This is a genomic window from Amycolatopsis sp. NPDC088138 (assembly GCF_044741685.1).
Taxonomy (GTDB): domain Bacteria; phylum Actinomycetota; class Actinomycetes; order Mycobacteriales; family Pseudonocardiaceae; genus Amycolatopsis.
In genome coordinates this window covers 1,615,577-1,633,306 of the sequence record NZ_JBIUTB010000001.1, presented here as the reverse complement: position 1 = coordinate 1,633,306, position 17,730 = coordinate 1,615,577, and the positions used below count along the sequence as shown (strand labels likewise).

Below are 17,730 nucleotides of genomic sequence, written 5' to 3'. Positions count from 1 at the left end.
CCGCCGCCGCGCGCGCCGCCGCCGAGGGCGTGCGAGTTCCGAAGATCACTCGTGTGGACGCCCGGCTCTGTAGCCTATCGGGCGGGGCGGGGGGGGGGGGGGGGGGGGGGGGGGGGGGGGGGGGGGGGGGGGGGGGGGGGGGGCCGGCCCCCCCCCCACTCCTCGGGGGGAAGGGTCAGGCCGCGACGTCGACGATCCAGGTGACGCCGAAGCGGTCGGCGAGCATCCCGAAGGCGGGTGCCCACGGGGCCGGGCCGAACTCTTCGATCACGGTCGCGCCCTTGGCGAGGCCGTCCCACACGGGCGTGACCTCGTCGACGCTCTCGCCGCGGACGGAGAGGAAGAACGGCTCCTTCGTGATCGTGGTGCCGTTTTCGCGGTGCGTGGTGGGCGCGCCCGGGGTCGCCGGCGTGTGCTCGCCGGGCACGTCGTAGGCCATGACCCGGAAGCCGTTGTCGGCGACGACCTGGCCGAAGACGACACGGTCGGCGCCGGGCACCTCGGCGGGCATCCCGAAGTCGCCGTAGGTGGCGACGGTGAGCTGGCCGCCGAACACCGACTGGTAGAACTCCAGGGCTTCGCGGGCCTGGCCGTGGAAGTTCAGGTGGGTGACAGCGTTGAGCGACATGTGTTCCGGTCCTTCGCGAGTGGTTCCTGGTGCCGGAGGTCTCCGGCGTTGAGACCGACGATGTCAGCAGTACCGGACAGGGAACGTCCGCTACTTGTGTCATGGTGGAACCATGCCGATCGCCGCTTCGACGTCCACCTCCAGCCGGCTGCTGTCGCTGCTGTCCATGCTGCAGGCCCGCCGCGACTGGCCGGGCGGCCTGCTCGCCGAGCGGCTGGGGGTCAGCGAGCGGACGGTGCGCCGCGACGTCGACCGGTTGCGCGAGCTGGGTTATCCCGTCCAGGCGGTCAAGGGTCCCGACGGCGGCTACCGGCTCGAAGCGGGCAGTCAGATGCCGCCGTTGCTGTTCGACGAGGAGCAGGCGGTGGCGCTCACCGTGGCGCTGCGGATCGCGGTCGGCACGGGCGCGGGCATCGAGGAGGCCGCCGCGCGGGCCCTGGCTACGGTGCGGCAGGTGCTGCCGTCGCGGCTGCGGCAGCGCGTCGACGCCCTCGAGGTCAGCGCGGCCGGGCGCACCGCCGATCCCCAGGTCGACACCGGGGTGCTGCTCACGCTGAGCGCCGCGGTCCGCGCGGGGGAGGAGCTGCGGTTCGACTACCGCTCGCCGGGACGGCCCGAGGACGCCGAGCCGGGCCCGCCCCGCCGCGTGCAGCCCCACCACCTGGTGGTGCGGGCCGGGCGCTGGTACGTCGTCGGCTGGGATCCCGACCGCGAGGACTGGCGGACCTACCGCGCCGACCGGATGACACCGCGGGTGCCGAACGGGCCGCGGTTCGGCCCCCGCGAAGTGCCGGGCGGTGACGTGGCCGCGTTCCTTTCGGCCCGGTTCAAGGGTTCCGAGAGCGCGGACGCCTGGCCGTGCCGCGGCGAGGTGATCCTCGACCGGCCGGTGGCGGAGGTGGCCCCGTTCGCCGGTGACGGTGTCGTCGAGGCACTCGGCCCCACCCGGACCAGGCTGACGTCGGGGGCCTGGTCCTGGGCCGCCCTCGCGGCGGGGCTGGCCCGCTTCGACGCCGAGATCGAGGTGATCGGGCCGCTGGAGCTGCGTGCGGCGTTCGCGGAGCTGTCCCGTCGCGCCGCCCGCGCCGCTCGTGCCCGTTGACAAACCCCGCGGCCTGCGGATATAAACCACTTGGTTATGAAACCGAGAGGTTATCAATGAGCACGAGCAGCACCCTGGACGCGACCTTCGCGGCCCTCGCCGACCCCACGCGGCGGGCCATCCTCGCGCGGCTCGCGACCGGCGACGCGACCGTCACCGAGCTCGCGGCCCCCTTCGCGATGAGCCAGCCCGCCGTGTCGAAACACCTCCGGGTGCTCGAACGGGCCGGGCTGGTGAAACGCGGCCGGGACGCCCAGCGGCGGCCCTGCCACCTCGTGGCCGAGCCGCTCAAGGCGGCCACGGCCTGGCTGGCCGGCTACCGCGACTACTGGGAAGCCAGCTACCAGCAGCTCGACGACCTCCTGAAGGACCTGCAGCCATGACGGCCCCGGGACTTCAGGTCACCGAGACGGGCACCGCCGGGCTCGTGCTCACCCGGGACTTCGCCGCCCCGGCCGACCTGGTTTTCGCCGCGCTCACCCGGCCCGAACTGCTGCGCCGCTGGCACGGCGCCCACGGCTGGCACCTGACCGCCTGCGACGTCGACCTGCGCCCCGAAGGCGCGTGGCGGTTCGTCAGCGTCGGTCCCGGCGGCGCGGAAATGGAGATGTACGGCGTGTTCCGCGAAGTCGAGCCGCCCGTGCGTCTCGTGCAGACCGAGACCCACCGCGGCTGGCCCGAAGGCGCCGCGCTGATCACGACCGTGCTGGCCGAGACGGGCGGCCACACCACGATGACCGTCACCGCGCAGTACCCGTCACCGGAAATCCGCGACCAGGTCGTGCGCAGCCCGATGCGGCGCGGCGCCGGCGAGGCGTACGACCGCCTCGCTTCCTTGCTGGACCCTGAGAAAGACCACGAGAAACGAGACGCTCATGACTGACCCCGTCACCGAAATCCCCGCCGACGCCACGGCCGTCGTCGGCGATCCCGGCCACCCGCCCGTGCTCCCCGGCGCGCTCCTGCTCGAACTCGTCCCCGTGCCGGTCACGGACATCGACCGCGCCATCGGTTTTTACCGGGACGCCCTCGGTTTCGCCCTCGACGTGGACGTCCGCCCGGTGGACGGCGTGCGCATCGTCCAGCTCACCCCGCCCGGTTCGGCCTGTTCGATCTCCCTCACCGAGGGTGTGCAGGCCATGGTCATGTCCCCGGGCACGGTGCGCGGGCTGCACCTGGTGGTCGCCGACATCGAGCAGGCACGCGCCCAGCTCGTCGAGCGTGGTGTCGAGATCGGGGCCGTCGAAGACATGGGTGGCGTGCTGTACGCGTACTTCGCCGACCCGGACGGCAACACCTGGTGCCTGCAGCACATGCCCTGGCGGTGACGCCGCGGCGTCAACCGGAGCCGACCATCCGGGCGGCGAGCTCGGCGTACGACTCGCCGAGGGCGTCGGGGGAGTCCGCGCCGTCGAGGCGGTACCAGCGCACCAGGTCGATGCCGAGCGACAGGATCGCGCGCACCGTCCGGTCGACGTCGGGCACGTCGAAGACGCCGTCCTGGACTCCGCGTTCCACGGCGGCCTGCACCAGCGCGGAGAACCGCTGCCTGAGGTCGAGAACCTCACCGAGGTGATCCGGTTCGAGCGCCGCCAGCTCGTACTGGCAGACCCTCGCGACGGTGTGGTGGCGGGCGTGCCACGACACGTGCCCGGCCACCAAGCGCCGGAGGTGCCGCCGGGGGTCGCCGTCGTCTTGCTGGGCTGTCAGCGCCGCGAGGGCACGCTCGTGCCCGGTCCGGGCGATGTGGAACAGCACGGCCTCCTTTGAAGAGAAGTGCACGTACAGCGAACCGGGACTGAGGCCGACGACGGCGGTGATGTCGCGGGTGGTGGTGGCGTGGAAACCCTTGCGGGCGAAGCATTGCACCGCCGAGGAGAGCAGCGCGCGAGCCACCGGGGAGGTGTGCTCTCCCCAGAACTCGCCGGGGACCGTTTCGGGTCCGAGGTTCGTCGTGAGCTCCATCGCGGCCGACGCCGGGTGCCGGCCGCCGCCGCGACGGCGCTCCTTCGGTGGCATCAGTGCTCTCCCCTCCGCCGGGGCCCGGACTTGACACCTCCCGGCCCCGGAGTCATGGTAACTGTGCGCTCAGTTAGCCGAAACCACGACGTCGACGAAGACGTGAGGAGTGTCGCGATGGGACAGCCCGCGACCAGGCAGCCAACGGTCGTAGCCGACGGTTTCTCCTACCTCGAATGCCCGAGGTGGCACGACGGGCGGCTGTGGGTGTCGGACTTCTACACCGAGAAGGTCGTGGCGATCGACGGCCGGGGCGGCACCGAGGTCGTCGCCGAGGTTCCCCAGCAGCCCTCGGGCCTCGGGTTCCTGCCCGACGGGCGCCTGCTCGTGGTGTCGATGCGCGACCACCGTCTCCTCGTGCGCGACGAGTCCGGGCAGCTGACCGAGCACGCCGACCTGTCCGGTGTGGTCTCCGGGGTGCTCAACGACATGGTCGTCGACGACCGCGGACGCGCCTGGGTGGGCAACTTCGGCTTCGACCTCATGGGCGGCGCCGCGGTCCGCTACACCACGCTCACCCGCGTCGACCCGGACGGGAGCGTCTCCGTCGCCGCCGAGGACCTCGGGTTCCCCAACGGCATGGTTCTCCTGCCCGGCAACGTCCTGGTCGTCGCCGAGACCTTCGCCGGGCGGCTGACCGCCTTCGACATCGGCGAGGACGGCGAGCTGAGCGGGCGGCGCGTGTGGGCGCAGTTCGGGGAGACCCCGCGGACCGACGACGTCGGCGAGGCGGTGCAGCTGCTCGAGGTGGCCCCCGACGGCATCTGCGCCGACGCCGAGGGCGCGATCTGGGTGGCCGACGCCGTCCACAACCGCGTCCTCCGGGTCCAGGAGGGCGGCCGGATCCTCGACGAGATCAACCCCGGCACCGGGGTCTTCGCCTGCATGCTCGGCGGTGACGACGGCCGCACGCTGTTCCTCTGCGCGGCGCCGTCCTTCCCCGAGCACGAACGCCGTCCGGTCCGCGAGGCCCAGCTCCTCTCGGTCGACGTCGAGGTCCCGCACGCCGGCCTGCCCTGATCCGACGAGCACCCTGGAGGGCCGTCATGGACGTCTCCTGCGCTTTCCCGACCGCACTCGACTCCCCGGACCACATCGCGCTGGCCGAAGAGCTGGGCTACACCCGGGCGTGGGTCTACGACACCCCTCAGCAGAGCACCGACGTGTGGATGACGCTCGCACTGGCCGCCGAGCGGACCGAGCGGATCGGGCTCGCCCCCGGCGTGCTGGTGCCCAGCCTGCGGCACCCGATGGTCAACGCCGCGGCGACCGCCACCCTCGCCGCGCTGGCGCCCGGCCGCGTCGCGGTCTCCTTCGGCACCGGGTTCACCGGCCGCCGCGCGATGGGGTACCGCGCGATCACCTGGTCCTACATGGAGGCTTACATCCGGGCCTACCGCGGACTTCTGCGCGGCGAGGTCGTCGAGTGGGAAGGGGCGCAGATGCGGATGCTGCACCCGGAAGGGCACGCCCCCGCCCGGCCCATCGACGTCCCCGTCCTGATCGGGGCGCTGGGACCCAAGGGACATCGTGTGGCCAAGGAGCTCGGCGACGGGCTGTACGTCACGCTGCAGCTGCCCGAGTTCGTGAACGAGTACTCGTGGGTGCCCTATCTCGTGTGGGGCACGGTGCTCGGCGAGGGAGAGGGCACCGACACCGAGCACGCCCGCCAGGCCGCCGGACCGGGCTGGGCGCTGGCCTATCACGGCGCCTACGAGTTCGGCGGCGCCGACGCCGTGCGCGCACTCCCGGGCGGTGCGGAGTGGATGGACGTGGTGGAGCGGACGCCGCCGGAGCGGCGGCACCTCGCGGTCCACTCCCGGCACTGCGTGGATCTGGGGGAGGCCGACCAGGCCGCGTGGAAGGCCGGCGGCCACACGATGCTGCGGGACGTCACGATGAGCGGAACGCGCGACGAACTCCGGCAGCGGCTCGACGAGGTCGAGGCCCGGGGTGTCACCGAGATCGTGTTCCAGCCCTGCGGGCCCGACATCCGGGCCGAGCTGGAGAACTTCCTCGACGCCGCGAAGAGCTAGCCGCGGCGGCAAGGCCTTGTCCGGACGGACAACGAAGAGCCTCATTCCGGTTGACCGGGAACATCGCGCGAACGGGCGTCCTGCCGCACCGTGGAGCGCGGAAAACCTTTCCCCGCACCGGAACGAGGCTGATCATGACCGCTTCCGCACTACCCACCGTCGTCCTGGTCCACGGCGCGTTCGCCGACGCTTCGGGCTGGCAGGCGGTCGCCGTCGGCCTGCGCGAGCGCGGGTTCCCGGTCCTCGCCCCGGCCAACCCGCTGCGCGGGGTCGCCGCCGACGCCGCGTACGTCCGGGACTTCGTGTCGGTGATCGAGGGCGACGTCGTGCTCGTCGGCCACTCGTACGGCGGCTGCGTGATCACCAACGCGAGCACGGGTGCCCCGAACGTACGGGCGCTGGTCTACGTCGCCGCGTTCGCGCCGGACGAGGGCGAGACGTTGCTCGAGTCCTTCGCGCTGGGCGGCGGGACGACCGAGCTCGGGCAGCGCCTGGTCCGGCGCCCCTACCCGGGTGCGCCCGACGGTGACGCCGACGGCTACATCGACCTGGCGTTCTTCCACCGGTTGTTCTGCGCCGACCTGGACGCCGACCTCGCCGCCTTCATGGGCGTCGCCCAGCGCGGGTTCGCGCTCTCGTGCCTGTCCACGCCGTCCGGGGTGCCCGGCTGGCGGGCCATCCCGAGCTGGTACCTCGTGGCCGCCGACGACGCCACGATCCCGCCGGAGGCCGAGCGGGTCATGGCGAAGCGCGCCGGTGCGCACACGGTGGAGGTCGCCGCGTCGCACGTCGCGATGATCAGCCAACCGGCCGAGACGATCGATCTGATCGTCGCCGCCGCCGGCATCTGAGGCGCGGCAAGCATTAGGCTGCTCCGGTGACGGGACGCGAGGCCACGGGCGGGCCGGATCCGGCGCTCGTGGCCCTCGCCGGCCGGCTGCTCGGCACCATCGACGAGTTCGCGGACGAGATCGCGTCGGCGATCGAAGCCCGCGTCGAGTTCTACTCCACGCGCGGCGTCGTTTCGGGCGAGGACCTCAGGCTGTCCGTGCGGGGCAACCTCGAGTACGTCCTCAAGTCGTTGCGCGAGGACCGGTTCGCCGACGTCGCGGCCGCCCGGACGACCGGGGCCCGGCGAGCCGAGCAGGGGGTGCCGCTGGCGGTGGTCATGGCGGCGTTCCGCGTCCTGTTCAGCCAGATCTGGCACAGCCTCGTGCTGCACGCCCGGGCGCAGCAGCAGGTCTCCAACCAGGCGCTGGTGGACGCGGCCTCCGACCTCTGGTCCGCCCACGACACCTTCGCCGAAGAGATGGCCGCCGCGCACCGCGAGACGACGATGGCCCTGGTGCTGCGGAACGAGGGTGAGCGGTCGGCGTTGGTCGGCGCCCTCCTGGAGGGACGGCCGCTGCACGAGACGTCCGTCTGGGACGTCGCGGACGTGCTTCGCCTGCCCAAGCGCGGGCCTTTTGTCGTGGTCGCGGCGGAATCGGTGCAGCTGGCCCAGGAAGCGCTGCCCGGCATCGAGAACCGCTTGCGGGCGCGCCGGATCGGGTCGGCCTGGCGGCTGCTGCCGGACGCGCAGATCGGGATCGTCCGGTTCGAGAACGACGCCGGCCTGGGGCCGCTCAGGTCGACCCTGACGGCGTCGGCGCGCAGCCGGATCGGCGTCAGCCCGCCGTACCCGGCCCTGACGGAGACGGCGGCCGCGCTGCGCTTCGCGCGCATCGCACTGGCGAGCACCGTCGCCGGCACCCCGCACGTCACGATGTTCGACGACTTTCCCCTCGCCGTGGCGGCGGTCAGCGCGCCCGACGCGATGCAGCGGGTCCGGCAGGCCGTGCTCGGCCCGATCCTCGAGCTGCCCGCCGAGCAGAGCAAGGTCCTGCTCGAAACCCTGGCCGCGTGGCGGGACAATGGGGGATCGGCGTCGAGCGCGGCGGAAGTGCTGTTCTGCCACCCCAACACCGTCCGCCACCGCCTGCGCCGGATCGAGTCGGCCACCGGCCGTTCGCTGAGCGACCCGAAGGCGACCGCGGAGATCCTGATCGCGCTGGAGGCGGCGTTGCTGGGCATCGCGCCGTGACGACCGACAGGAAGGACACCCCGTGACCACACACGGCGACGGCAGCTGGCGGCGGAGCACGCTGATCACGCACCACATCGATCACCCGCCGCAGGTCAAGGCGCTCGTCGACGAGCTGTTCGAGACCCTGATCCAGGGCGGGCGCGGCGACTACGAAGCCACGATCGAAGCGGAGTACGCGAGCCCCGGCGAACAGGTCAGGCACTACGACTACGGCGACGGCGTCCTCAGCCTCGTCGCCGTGCCCGGGCCGGACGCGGACACCGTGCACCTGACCCACCTGGTCTACGGCGGCTGCACGACCCACCAGATCCGGCAGGACCTCGTGGAGCGCGGCCTGGGATCGCTGGGCATCACGTGGGTATACCCACCGGACACCGTCCTGCCCGACGACGACTCGTAGCGTTAACAGCGGTCCTCGTCCCGGCGACTAACGGTGCATGGCGACGGCGGTGCGCGGTCAGTGGTGGCGAGGCCACCGGTTCTGGTCCGTGTTCGCGACGGTGCTCGCCTCCGCGGCGCTGGGCGTGGCCACCAACGTGGCGACCAGTACGCCGGGGTGGGGCTGGATCGCCGGCGGCGCGGTACTGGTACTGGCCTTGCTCGGCCTCGCCCTGGCGGACCTGGCTCGGACCACTCGCGCCCGCACCGCCGACCTCTTCGCCGCGCGGGGCGAGCTGATGGACCCGTCCTGGCCCGACCCGGGCCGCTCGGCCGAGGGAGCGGGCTGGGCCGGCGGAACGGGTGATCCGGGTGGGGTGCTGTTCTGGCTCGACGCCCGGTTCTGCCCCGGCCCGCTGTGGGGCCGGTCGGGGCCGCGCCGGGAACTGGCCCGGTGGTGCGCCGCCGAGTCCGGTACGGATGTGGTGCGCATCGTGTCCGGGCCCGGCGGGATCGGCAAGTCCCGCCTGGTGCTGGAGCTGGCCCGGCACCACCTGCCCGAAGGCTGGTTCGCCGGGAGACCGGACACCGGCCGTCTCGACGAGGTGGTCGGGCGGGTGCTGGCCTGCGCACAGCCGGCGCTGCTGGTGATCGAGGACGCCGACCGGATCGCCGGGCTGGCCGGGTTCCTGCAGCGCGCGGCCGCCGAACCGGACCGGATCCGGGTGGTGCTCACCAGCCGTGACGGTGACGCCCTGCGCACCCGGTTGCGGGACGACCCGGACACCGCGCTGGGTCCGGTGTTGCGGGCACCGGTGCTGGAGCTGCCCGCGGTCGGCGACGCGGAGGACCGGCAACGCTGGTACGTCGAGGCCGTCCGCCACTACGCGCACGCGCTGGACCTGCCGCGTCCGGACGTGCCGGGCACCGCGCCGGTCGGCCACGACGGGGACGCCATGCTGGTGCTGCAGGCCCGGGCGCTGCTGACCGTGCTCGACCGGCCCGGTGCCCGCACCCTCGGACTGGACGACGTCGTGGTGGAGCTGGCGGGCACGGAGCGGCAGCGGTGGGCGCGGGATCCGCGGCTGCCGTCCGGGTGGGACACCCGACCCGAGGTGCCGGCCCAGGTGGTCGGGGTACTGGCGCTGCTGCCCGCCTCGGATCCGGGGCAGGCCGCGGAGTGGTTGCGGGCGTTGGCACCCCTCGCCGGCGAGGGGGCACGGCCTGACCGGGCGGCGCTGGCCGGCTGGGCGTGCACCCGCTACCCGGTCGGCCCGGACGGCCGGATCGAGGTGCGTCCGCATCTGGTGGGGGAATGGCTGCTGCTGCAGACCGCCGAAACGGTCTTCGCGCATTTTTCCGGGCTGGACCCGGAGACGGTGGTGTCGGCGACGGCGGTGGTGGCGCGGGCCTGCGGCTCGTTCCCGCGGTGGCTGCCGGTGTTGTGGCAGCTTCTGCGGCGGTATCCGGAGCTGGCCGGGCGTACCGTACCGGTGGTACTGGACCACGGGGTGGTGTCACCGGCGCTCGACCGCGGCCTGGAAGCGGTCATGCTGGACGCCCCGCACGATCAGATCGACGCGTTGCTGGCGCCCCGGCTGTCGTGGGACAGCTTTCCCCACGCGTTGTGTGCCCAATGGACTCTGCGCGTGCGCCGGCGACGGGAACCGCCGGCCGGTGAACCCGGCCGGAACCACGAGGTCCTTGCCGAAGCCCTGACCAACCTGGGGATGTCCTTGCGGGGCCTGGGCCGGGTACCGGAGGCGCTGCCCGTCGTGACGGAGGCGGTCGGGCTCTATCGGGAGCTGGACGCCGCCGATCCCGGCCGCTACCGCCCCGAGCTCGCCCAAGCCCTCGCCACCCTCGGGAGCGGGCTGACCGACTTGGGCCGCGCACCGGAGGCCGTCCCCGTGCACACCGAGGCGGTGGAGTTGCGGCGGCAGCTGGTCGCCGTTGATCCGGACCGGTACCGCCCCGATTTGGCCCGGTGCCTCGGTAACCTCGGGAACGCGCTGGGGGAGGCCGGCCGTGGGCAGGGGGAGGGCCTGGCCGTGCTGGCGGAGGCGATGGGGGTCTGGCGGGAGCTGGCCGCGGCCGATCCCGGCCGTCACCGAGCCGATCTCGCCACGTGCCTCAACAATCTCGGAGGCAGCCTGCACCGCGCGGGCCGGGCGCCGGAGGCGGTGCCCCTGCAGCTGGAATCGATCGGGCTCTACCGGGAGCTGGACGCGGCCGATCCCGGCCGCTACCGCTCCGACCTGGCCTTGTCGCTCAACAATCTCGGGAACAGCCTGCGGACCCTGGGCCGGGCCGTGGAGGCCGTGCCCGTGTTCGAAGAGGCGGTGAAGATCCGGCAGGAGCTGGCCGCCGCCGATCCCGGCCGCCACCGCCCCGACCTCGCCACATCCCTCAACAACCTCGGTGCCGGCCTGGAGGAGTCCGCCCGGGCCCCGGAGTCGGTGGTGTTGCAGGCGAAGGCGACGGGGATCTGGCGGGAGCTGGTCGCCGCCGATCCCCGCCGCTACCGCGTCGAGTGCGCCCGATCCCTGACGAACCTCGGGATCTGCCTGCGCTCGGCGGGCCGGGCGTCGGAATCGGTGACCGCGCAAGCGGAAGCCGCCGGGCTCTGGCGGGAGCTGGTCGCCGTCGATCCCGGCCGGTACCGCCCCGACCTCGCCCGGTCACTCAACGACCTCGGGGTCAGCCTGCACGACCTGGGCCGGAACTCGGAGTCGGTGGCCACGCACGAGGAGACGACGGCGATCCGGCGGGAGCTGACGGCCGCGGAACCCGACCGCTATCGCGCCGACCTCGCCGGATCCTTGACCAATCTCGGGGTCAGCCTGGCGCGGTCCGGCCGATCCGCCGAGGCGCTGGCCTCGTGGCAGGAAGCCGTGGTGCTGTGGAGACTGTGCGCCCGGCAGGATCCGCAGCGATTCGGCGCACGGTACCGCGAACTGTCCGCTTGGCTGCAACGGCAGTCCATGGAGAAGGCCTTTCCGCTCCCGCTGCGCCTGGACGAACCGGGATAGGCCGATCACTCCTCCGGGGGCCGTGATCCTCGCGCCGCGGGCGGCGTTCGGTGCTTTACTCGGGCTCGGACGTCCGTCCCGGACACGGAGAGGCAGGCATTCGGATGGCGAGCTCGGCGGACCTGGTGGTCGGAGTCGACGGATCGGACGGGGCGCTGACGGCGGTCCGCTGGGCGGCGCGGGCCGCCGCGGCGCGCCGTCGCGGGCTCAGGCTGGTGCACGCCACCGAGGAACTGCCGGTGGCCTACCCGCACACCGGCGGGAACTTCGAAGAGCTCTACGAACTGGTCGGGGCACGCGGGCAGCGGCTGCTCGAGGCGGCCCGGGCCGCCGTGGCCGAGGTCGCGCCGGAGGTGAAACCCGAAGTGGTGCTTCGCCCGGAACAGCCGGCCGAGGGCCTGCTCGCCGAGTCGGCGACCGCGGCGATGATCGTGCTCGGCACGTCCGGCCAGTCGACGGCCGCGCGGGTGCTGCTCGGCTCGGCGTCGCTGGCGCTGGCCGCGCACGCGGAGTGCCCGGTCGCGCTGATCCGCCCGCACGTCGCCGAAGACGAGCCGCCGGCCGAAGGCCCGGTGATCGTCGGCGTCGACGGCACCCCGGCGAGCGAGGACGCGATCGCGGTGGCGTTCGACGAGGCGTCGTGGCGGGGTGCGCCACTGGTCGCCGTCCACGCCTGGCACGACACGTTCCTGGCCGGGCTCTTCGAAGAGGGCCGCCGGACGATGGACGGCGACGCGATCGAGCAGTCGGCGCACGAGCTGCTCGACGAGCGCCTGGCCGGCTGGCAGGAGCAGTACCCGGACGTCCACGTCGAGCGCCTGGTCCAGCGAGGCCGGCCGGCCCAGGCCCTGCTCGACCTGGCCGACCGGGCGCAGCTGCTCGTGGTGGGCAGTCGCGGCCGGAGCGGACTGGCCGCACTGGCACTGGGATCGACCAGCCAGGCGGTGATGTCCTACGCGCTCTGCCCGGTGCTGGTCGCCCGAGGCGGGACGCGGCCGGACGCCGACACCTTGTAGTCCATTAAGGACGGTCTCCGCGGACGGGTTTCGTTACTCCAATTGATGCGGCTGAGTGTTACGCAAAGAAGCAATCCGACTGTCGTTGCCGCCGGATCGAGTGAATCCGTGGTGTTCACCACCACGGTCGGCTGATCCGCACGTAGCGTTGGGGTTTCTGCTTGCGCCGTGGGAACAAGTGATCACGGCGGAGCGCGATCCGGGCTCTACCAGGCAGAGGTGGCGAGCTACGGCATGGATGCGGACAGCCCGCTCGACTGGGAACTGTCCGAGTTGCAGGGGACGACGATCGTTCGCCTGTCCGGTGTGCTGAACATCGGTACCTACGGGGTGCTGCGTGACGTACTGCTCAAGTGCGCCGCCGACCAGCCTCGTGCGGTGATCGTCGATCTCGAGGAGCTCGAGATCGCCCAAGACCGGCTGACGAGCGTGTTCGTCGCGGTGTGGCTGCGGATTTCGCAGTGGTCGACGGTGGCGTTGGTGGTGGTCCCCGGACCGGCGCACGAGGCGCTTTCACGCCACGGTCCGCTGCGGCGCTTCGTCTCGGTCCGGCCCACCGTGCTCGATGCGCTGGCGAGTTTGGGTGAGCCGCCACCGCGTCGCCGGACCGAGCTGTGGTTGCCGGCGTCACCGCGCAGCGTGGGTGCCGCGGCGCCGTTCGTCACGGACACCTGCGGCAACTGGAGCATCGAGCCGATGACGGCCCCGGCGGTCACGGTGGCGGGTGAGCTGGTGGCGAACGCCGCCGAACACGCGCGCTCGCCGGCCCGGCTGCGCCTGGAGCTGCGGCTGGGACGGCTCACCGTCGCGGTCGCCGACGACGATTCTCGTGCGGTGGTGCTGCCCCGGCCGGACCGGAAGCTGCCGGAGCCGCGCAGTGGTCTCCGGCTCGTCGCGCACCTGGCGCACGCCGCGGGCTGGTCGCCGCGGCAGTCGGGCGGCAAGATCGTCTGGGCCGTGCTCCGGCATTCGGCGAACTGATCGCCTCAAAGCAGTCCGGCGGTGGCGGCGTGCGCGGCGGCCGCCGCTCGTGACGACACCCCCAGCTTGCCGCGGATGTTCGACACGTGGCGGTGTGCCGTGTGGGCGCTGATCCCGAGCCGGTGCGCGATCTCCTGATCGCTCAACCCCTGCGCGACCAGGCGGAGCACGTCGAGCTCGCGTTCGGAGAGCTCGTGGCGCGGCGAGGACGGCAGGCGAGCCCGGCCGGCGCCGAGGAACTCCCGCACCGGGCGGACGAGCGATTCCGCGTCCCCGCGCCAGGGCAGGTGGTCGGTTCCGTCGAGCGGGACGAACGTGGCGCCCGGGATGCGGGCGGCGACGTCCTGGCCCAGCGCGAACGGGATCGCGCGGTCGTCGCGGCGGTGCAGGACGAGGGTGGGGACCTCGATCGTGGCCAGCTGGTCCCGGACGTCGAACGCGTACACCGCCGCGAGCGAGCGCGCCGCCTTCTCCGCGGACAGGGCGGCGCGCTGGAAACGCACGAACTCGTCGCGCTCCGCCGCGGTCGCGGTCGGCAGGAACAGGTCGGCGAGGATCCGGGAGCCCAGACCCCAGTGGCGTTCGATGAGCGCCGGCAAGGAATCCCGCGCTTCCGCCGAGGCGATCTCGGTGCCGCGGGCGTAGCTGCCGTACAGGACGAGCCGCTCCACGCGGTCCGGGTGGGCCGCCGCGTACGCCATCGCGGCGCAGCCCCCGGACGAACCGCCGAACAGGCTCACCTTCTCCCCGGCCGCGTCGACGACGGCGCTCAACGCGGCCACTTCTTCGGCGAGCGAGGTGATCAGGGGCCCGGCCGGGTCGGACATGCCGACGCCGGGCCGGTCGTAGCGCACCAGCGTGAACCGGTCGCCGAGCAGCCCGCCGAACCGTCGGAACAGCGGGTTCCGCCCGTCCAGTTCGAGGTGCCCGCACCACCAGCTGCCGACGACCAGCGGCGGGCCCGCGCCGACGGCGGACCAGGCGACCGCGCGATCGCCCGCGGCGGTGAACCGCACCATCTGGTCTTGCCCCGGCATTTCCCCAGCTTAGGCCGGTGCACGAGCCGGCGTGGCCCGTTCCGGCCAGCACCCGGAATGGCACGAGCGGGCGATGCGGCAGGCGGGCGGCGGCTGATGTGCTGCGTCGTACCAGCGATGAGGAGGAGGAACGATGGCCGGAGGGGACAGCGTGGGGGCGCAGGACGGGCTCTGGGAACGGTTCGGGGCGGCGCTGTACGAGCCGTTCCTGCGCCGGGGGGAGCGGCAGGGCCTGGCCGGCCGGCGCGCGGAGCTGCTGCGGGGCGCGCACGGACGGGTGGTCGAGATCGGGGCGGGAACCGGGCTCAACGTCCGGCACTACCCGGAGGCGGCGGAGGTCGTGCTGACCGAGCCCGTCCCGGCGATGTACCGGCGGCTCGAGAAGCGCGTGCGAGGGCGCGCCGGGATGCGGCCGGTGCAGGCCGCGGCCGACGCGCTGCCGATGGCGGACGCCAGCGTCGACACGGTCGTCTCGACGCTGGTCCTCTGCACGGTGCCCGACGTCGACCGGGTGCTGGCCGAGCTGGTGCGGGTGCTGCGCCCCGGCGGGCGGCTGCTGTTCTGCGAGCACGTGCGCGCCGAGGACCCGAAGCTGGCGCGGAGGCAGACCCGCATGGCGGGGCCGTGGGCGGCGTTCGCGCAGGGCTGCCGCTGCGACCGCGACACGGTCGCGCTCGTCAAGCAGCGGTTCGACATCGAGGACCTGAGCACGGCCCGCTGGCGCGGGATGCCTTCGGTGGTGCACCCGCTGATCATCGGGACGGCGACACCCACCCGTTGACGCGATTCGCGCGCCCGCGTCACACCGGGCCAGGTCTGTGGTTCTGCCGGCTGCCGGGTGACAGTCCCGGCGTGGTCCTCGAATCTCCGAGGCGGAATGGTGGCAAGACCTGGTGCGGCGCGGGACGTTCTGCGTTGCCTAGGGGCGCCACCGTCCCGAGGCGGCGGCGTCGGTGACGTAGTCCTCGAACCGCCGCGGCGGCCGGCCGAGAGCCAGTTCGACGTCGCCGGTCGGCGTTGTGCCCAGGCCGCCTTCGCGGACTTGAGTGAGCACCCCGGCGAGCAGGCGCGCGGTCTCGGGCGCGACACCGGCGGCGATCTGGCGTTCGGTGAACGTCTCCGGGGTGATGTCGACGTGCCGGACGGCTCGGCCCGTGGCCGCGCCGATCAAGCCTGCGGCTTCGCCGAAGCCGAGGGCGCGCGGGCCGGTGAGCTCGTAGGTCCGGCCGTCGTGCCGGTCGCCGGTCAGGGCCGCGGCGGCGACCTCGGCGATGTCTTCGGCGTCGATGAACGGCGTGCGCCCGTCACCGGTCGGCAGGTACAGGGTGCCGTCGAGGATTCCCGCGCGCCAGAAGCTTTCGCAGAAGTTCTGCGCGAACCAGTTCGGCCGCAGGACGGTCCACCCGGCGCCGCTCTCGCGGACCGCCTGCTCGGCGTCGTGGAGCGGATGCTCGGGCCGGCCGGCGGCCGGTGCGGACAGCAGGACGAGCCGCTGGGCACCGGCCGCGACCGCGGCTTCGGCGAACCGGCGGATGCGCGCCCGGCCCGCGCCGGTCTGCAGCGCCGGTTCGACGACGTACGCGGCGACGGCGCCGTCGAGGGCGGGTGCCCAGGTCGCGGGCTCGCCGAGGTCGAACGGGACGTCGCCGCCGGTGCGCGCCGCCGTCCGCACCGGGTGGCCCGCGCGGCGCAGGTGGCAGGCGACGCGGCGGCCGGTCTTGCCGGTGCCGCCGAGGATGAGGATGGTCGTCATGGTGCTGATCGAAGCCGACCCCGATGAGACGATCCATGGGAATTGGTCGCCGGAAGCTTTGTGATCGTCTAATCTGCGCGCTTGTGGACGTCTTGAGCGACCTGTTGCGCCGGGCCCGGGCCGGCACGACCGAGGTGCGGCAGCTCGTCCGGCGGCCGCCCTGGTCGCTGACCTTCGCCGAGTCCGCCGAGCCGGGGCTGATCACCTTGCTCGCGTCGCTGGGCGGTCCCGCTCACCTGCGGTTCGGCGGCCGCGAACGGGTGCTCCCGGCGGGCAGTCTCGCTCTGGTCAAGGGCGCGGGCGGGTACACCGTCGCGGACAGCGCGGAGACCCCGGCCCAGGTCGTGATCGCGGACGGGCGCAAGCGCGTCCTCGGCGAGGCGGGATCGGCCGCCCGGCAGCGCATCGGCCCCCGGACCTACGGTGACGGCCTGCCCGGGGCCACCACGCTGGTCCGGGGGACCTGCGCCCTTCACGGCGACGTGGGGGAGCGGTTGCTGGAGCTGCTGCCGCCGGTGGTGTTCGTCCCCGCCGGGGAGCGCACCGGCGCGGCGCTCGCGCTGCTCACCGCCGAAGCCGCCCGCGACGAACCGGGGCAGGACGCCGTGCTCCACCGGCTGCTGGACCTGGTGCTCGTGCTGGCGCTGCGGGCGTGGAGCGCCACCGCGGGCGAGGCGCCGCCCGGCTGGTACCACGCGCTGGCCGACCGGCACCTCGGCCGTGCCCTGCGCGCGCTCCACGAAGAGCCGGCGCGCCGCTGGACCGTGGCCGCGCTGGCCGCCGAAGCCGGGCTCTCGCGAGCCGCGTTCGCGGCCCGGTTCCGCGCGGCGGTGGGCCGGCCGCCCTTGACGTACCTCACGGACTGGCGGATGACGCTGGCCGCGGACGCGTTGCGCGACACCGGTGACACGGTCGCGGTCATCGCCCGCCAGGTCGGCTACGACGACGCGTTCGCCTTCAGCGTCGCGTTCAAGCGCGCTCGCGGGGAGACCCCTTCCGCGTGGCGCCGCCGGTTGCCGTCACGGGGTGACGGTGCTCGTGTCGAGGGTGAGGTAGACGGCGCGGACGGCGAGGGTGCGCTCGATCTCGTCGATGATCGGGGCGAAGAACTGCTTGCGGTGCTCGGAGTCGCTCATCGACGTGACCGCGAAGTACATGCTGCCGAATCCGGCGAGCAGGGTGGCGTTGCGCAGCAGGGCGACCGGGACGCCGGGGAGCAACGGTGAGATCGCCGGCGCCGAGCCGATCCACTGTTCGGCCGCGGCGGGGGTCACGATGATCACGCCGAGGAGCACGAAGAAGGCGAACAGGGCGAGGCCGATGACCGCGGCCTGGACGAGCTGGCGGGTGGCGAGCACCAGCAGCAGGTTGCGTTTCTGGCGTCCGTTGAGGCTGACCGCGCGGATGGGCCCGTCGATGGTGACGGCGGCGAGCGGGGTGCCGGCGCAGGCGGCGGTCAGCATGGGCGGGCTGAAGTCCTGTTCGACCCGGCCGATCTCCTCGCGGAGGCGGGCGGCCGCGGCGAGGACGGTCACCGCGCCGAAGAGGGCGACGACCAGGGTGAGGCGCCACCAGGCGAGCTGGTTCATCAGCTGCCACAGCTCGCCGGTGAAGAAGAGGAACAGGGTGACGAAGAGCAGGACCGGCAGCGCCCGGCCGAGG

18 protein-coding genes are annotated in these 17,730 nt (G+C 73.3%); 14 read left to right on the top strand and 4 right to left on the bottom strand.

Going from position 1 to position 17,730, the window contains the following annotated elements:
- Positions 1–175: 175 nt before the first annotated feature.
- A complete protein-coding gene (locus ACIOD2_RS07410; protein ID WP_400535352.1) occupies positions 176–628 on the bottom strand; it encodes a VOC family protein in 453 nt (150 codons plus the stop codon).
- A gap of 112 nt (positions 629–740) precedes the next feature.
- Here ACIOD2_RS07410 and ACIOD2_RS07405 point away from each other — a divergent pair, with 112 nt between their 5' ends.
- Genes ACIOD2_RS07405 through ACIOD2_RS07390 form a run of 4 tightly spaced genes read left to right on the top strand, consistent with a single transcriptional unit; the run spans position 741 to position 3,058 of the window.
- On the top strand, positions 741–1,730 hold the full coding sequence (locus tag ACIOD2_RS07405; protein ID WP_400535350.1) for a helix-turn-helix transcriptional regulator: 990 nt from the start codon (positions 741–743) through the stop codon (positions 1,728–1,730).
- Positions 1,731–1,786: 56 nt separating this feature from the next.
- On the top strand, positions 1,787–2,113 hold the full coding sequence (locus tag ACIOD2_RS07400) for an ArsR/SmtB family transcription factor (protein WP_400535348.1): 327 nt from the start codon (positions 1,787–1,789) through the stop codon (positions 2,111–2,113).
- Entirely contained in the window at positions 2,110–2,613 is a 504-nt protein-coding gene (locus ACIOD2_RS07395) for an SRPBCC family protein (protein ID WP_400535347.1), read from the top strand. Before ACIOD2_RS07400 ends, ACIOD2_RS07395 begins: the two co-directional genes overlap by 4 nt.
- On the top strand, positions 2,606–3,058 hold the full coding sequence (locus ACIOD2_RS07390; protein WP_400535345.1) for a VOC family protein: 453 nt from the start codon (positions 2,606–2,608) through the stop codon (positions 3,056–3,058). The genes ACIOD2_RS07395 and ACIOD2_RS07390 overlap by 8 nt, the downstream gene beginning before the upstream one ends.
- A gap of 10 nt (positions 3,059–3,068) precedes the next feature.
- Here the strand turns inward: ACIOD2_RS07390 and ACIOD2_RS07385 are convergent, their stop codons facing one another.
- Positions 3,069–3,749 (bottom strand): TetR/AcrR family transcriptional regulator, encoded by a 681-nt coding sequence (locus ACIOD2_RS07385; protein ID WP_400535343.1) that lies wholly within the window; start codon positions 3,747–3,749, stop codon positions 3,069–3,071.
- Positions 3,750–3,866: 117 nt separating this feature from the next.
- Between ACIOD2_RS07385 and ACIOD2_RS07380 the strand changes: the two genes are divergently transcribed.
- The 8 genes from ACIOD2_RS07380 to ACIOD2_RS07345 all read left to right on the top strand — a co-directional run bounded on the left by ACIOD2_RS07380 (position 3,867) and on the right by ACIOD2_RS07345 (position 13,278).
- Positions 3,867–4,769 (top strand): SMP-30/gluconolactonase/LRE family protein, encoded by a 903-nt coding sequence (locus tag ACIOD2_RS07380; RefSeq protein ID WP_400535341.1) that lies wholly within the window; start codon positions 3,867–3,869, stop codon positions 4,767–4,769.
- 26 nt (positions 4,770–4,795) lie between these two features.
- Positions 4,796–5,785 carry an LLM class flavin-dependent oxidoreductase gene (locus ACIOD2_RS07375; RefSeq protein WP_400535339.1) on the top strand — a complete coding sequence of 330 codons (990 nt, stop codon included), beginning with the start codon at positions 4,796–4,798 and terminating at the stop codon, positions 5,783–5,785.
- A gap of 134 nt (positions 5,786–5,919) precedes the next feature.
- Positions 5,920–6,636 carry an alpha/beta fold hydrolase gene (locus ACIOD2_RS07370; RefSeq protein WP_400535337.1) on the top strand — a complete coding sequence of 239 codons (717 nt, stop codon included), beginning with the start codon at positions 5,920–5,922 and terminating at the stop codon, positions 6,634–6,636.
- Positions 6,637–6,662: 26 nt separating this feature from the next.
- Entirely contained in the window at positions 6,663–7,868 is a 1,206-nt protein-coding gene (locus tag ACIOD2_RS07365; RefSeq protein ID WP_400535335.1) for a PucR family transcriptional regulator, read from the top strand.
- A gap of 22 nt (positions 7,869–7,890) precedes the next feature.
- A complete protein-coding gene (locus ACIOD2_RS07360) occupies positions 7,891–8,271 on the top strand; it encodes a hypothetical protein (protein ID WP_400535333.1) in 381 nt (126 codons plus the stop codon).
- Positions 8,272–8,308: 37 nt separating this feature from the next.
- Complete coding sequence (locus ACIOD2_RS07355) at positions 8,309–11,281, top strand: tetratricopeptide repeat protein (RefSeq protein WP_400535331.1); 2,973 nt, start codon at positions 8,309–8,311, stop codon at positions 11,279–11,281.
- A gap of 104 nt (positions 11,282–11,385) precedes the next feature.
- A complete protein-coding gene (locus ACIOD2_RS07350; protein WP_400535330.1) occupies positions 11,386–12,297 on the top strand; it encodes a universal stress protein in 912 nt (303 codons plus the stop codon).
- A gap of 234 nt (positions 12,298–12,531) precedes the next feature.
- Positions 12,532–13,278 (top strand): ATP-binding protein, encoded by a 747-nt coding sequence (locus tag ACIOD2_RS07345; protein ID WP_400535328.1) that lies wholly within the window; start codon positions 12,532–12,534, stop codon positions 13,276–13,278.
- A 5-nt stretch (positions 13,279–13,283) separates the two neighbouring features.
- Here ACIOD2_RS07345 and ACIOD2_RS07340 read toward each other — a convergent pair whose 3' ends face one another.
- Positions 13,284–14,315, bottom strand: a complete 1,032-nt coding sequence (locus tag ACIOD2_RS07340; protein WP_400535326.1) for an alpha/beta fold hydrolase — start codon at positions 14,313–14,315, stop codon at positions 13,284–13,286.
- Positions 14,316–14,448: 133 nt separating this feature from the next.
- Here ACIOD2_RS07340 and ACIOD2_RS07335 point away from each other — a divergent pair, with 133 nt between their 5' ends.
- The gene (locus ACIOD2_RS07335; protein WP_400535325.1) at positions 14,449–15,096 is read left to right on the top strand and encodes a class I SAM-dependent methyltransferase; all 648 of its coding nucleotides are present in this window, start codon (positions 14,449–14,451) and stop codon (positions 15,094–15,096) included.
- Positions 15,097–15,234: 138 nt separating this feature from the next.
- Here ACIOD2_RS07335 and ACIOD2_RS07330 read toward each other — a convergent pair whose 3' ends face one another.
- Positions 15,235–16,068, bottom strand: coding sequence for an NAD(P)H-binding protein (locus ACIOD2_RS07330; RefSeq protein ID WP_400535323.1), 834 nt, complete (start codon positions 16,066–16,068; stop codon positions 15,235–15,237).
- An 83-nt stretch (positions 16,069–16,151) separates the two neighbouring features.
- On the opposite strand from ACIOD2_RS07330, the gene ACIOD2_RS07325 reads away from it, so the two are divergent.
- Positions 16,152–17,294, top strand: coding sequence for an AraC family transcriptional regulator (locus tag ACIOD2_RS07325; protein WP_400535321.1), 1,143 nt, complete (start codon positions 16,152–16,154; stop codon positions 17,292–17,294).
- Positions 17,295–17,730: the final 436 nt, after the last annotated feature.

What these genes read in the sequence shown, in the direction of transcription:
- ACIOD2_RS07340 (WP_400535326.1), bottom strand. Translation starts at nt 14,315, where the DNA reads ATGCCGGGGCAAGACCAGATGGTGCGGTTCACCGCCGCGGGCGATCGC.
- ACIOD2_RS07370 (WP_400535337.1), top strand. Translation starts at nt 5,920, where the DNA reads ATGACCGCTTCCGCACTACCCACCGTCGTCCTGGTCCACGGCGCGTTC.
- ACIOD2_RS07350 (WP_400535330.1), top strand. Translation starts at nt 11,386, where the DNA reads ATGGCGAGCTCGGCGGACCTGGTGGTCGGAGTCGACGGATCGGACGGG.
- ACIOD2_RS07410 (WP_400535352.1), bottom strand. Translation starts at nt 628, where the DNA reads ATGTCGCTCAACGCTGTCACCCACCTGAACTTCCACGGCCAGGCCCGC.
- ACIOD2_RS07380 (WP_400535341.1), top strand. Translation starts at nt 3,867, where the DNA reads ATGGGACAGCCCGCGACCAGGCAGCCAACGGTCGTAGCCGACGGTTTC.
- ACIOD2_RS07330 (WP_400535323.1), bottom strand. Translation starts at nt 16,068, where the DNA reads ATGACGACCATCCTCATCCTCGGCGGCACCGGCAAGACCGGCCGCCGC.
- ACIOD2_RS07395 (WP_400535347.1), top strand. Translation starts at nt 2,110, where the DNA reads ATGACGGCCCCGGGACTTCAGGTCACCGAGACGGGCACCGCCGGGCTC.
- ACIOD2_RS07385 (WP_400535343.1), bottom strand. Translation starts at nt 3,749, where the DNA reads ATGCCACCGAAGGAGCGCCGTCGCGGCGGCGGCCGGCACCCGGCGTCG.
- ACIOD2_RS07405 (WP_400535350.1), top strand. Translation starts at nt 741, where the DNA reads ATGCCGATCGCCGCTTCGACGTCCACCTCCAGCCGGCTGCTGTCGCTG.
- ACIOD2_RS07375 (WP_400535339.1), top strand. Translation starts at nt 4,796, where the DNA reads ATGGACGTCTCCTGCGCTTTCCCGACCGCACTCGACTCCCCGGACCAC.
- ACIOD2_RS07400 (WP_400535348.1), top strand. Translation starts at nt 1,787, where the DNA reads ATGAGCACGAGCAGCACCCTGGACGCGACCTTCGCGGCCCTCGCCGAC.
- ACIOD2_RS07355 (WP_400535331.1), top strand. Translation starts at nt 8,309, where the DNA reads ATGGCGACGGCGGTGCGCGGTCAGTGGTGGCGAGGCCACCGGTTCTGG.
- ACIOD2_RS07335 (WP_400535325.1), top strand. Translation starts at nt 14,449, where the DNA reads ATGGCCGGAGGGGACAGCGTGGGGGCGCAGGACGGGCTCTGGGAACGG.
- ACIOD2_RS07345 (WP_400535328.1), top strand. Translation starts at nt 12,532, where the DNA reads ATGGATGCGGACAGCCCGCTCGACTGGGAACTGTCCGAGTTGCAGGGG.
- ACIOD2_RS07390 (WP_400535345.1), top strand. Translation starts at nt 2,606, where the DNA reads ATGACTGACCCCGTCACCGAAATCCCCGCCGACGCCACGGCCGTCGTC.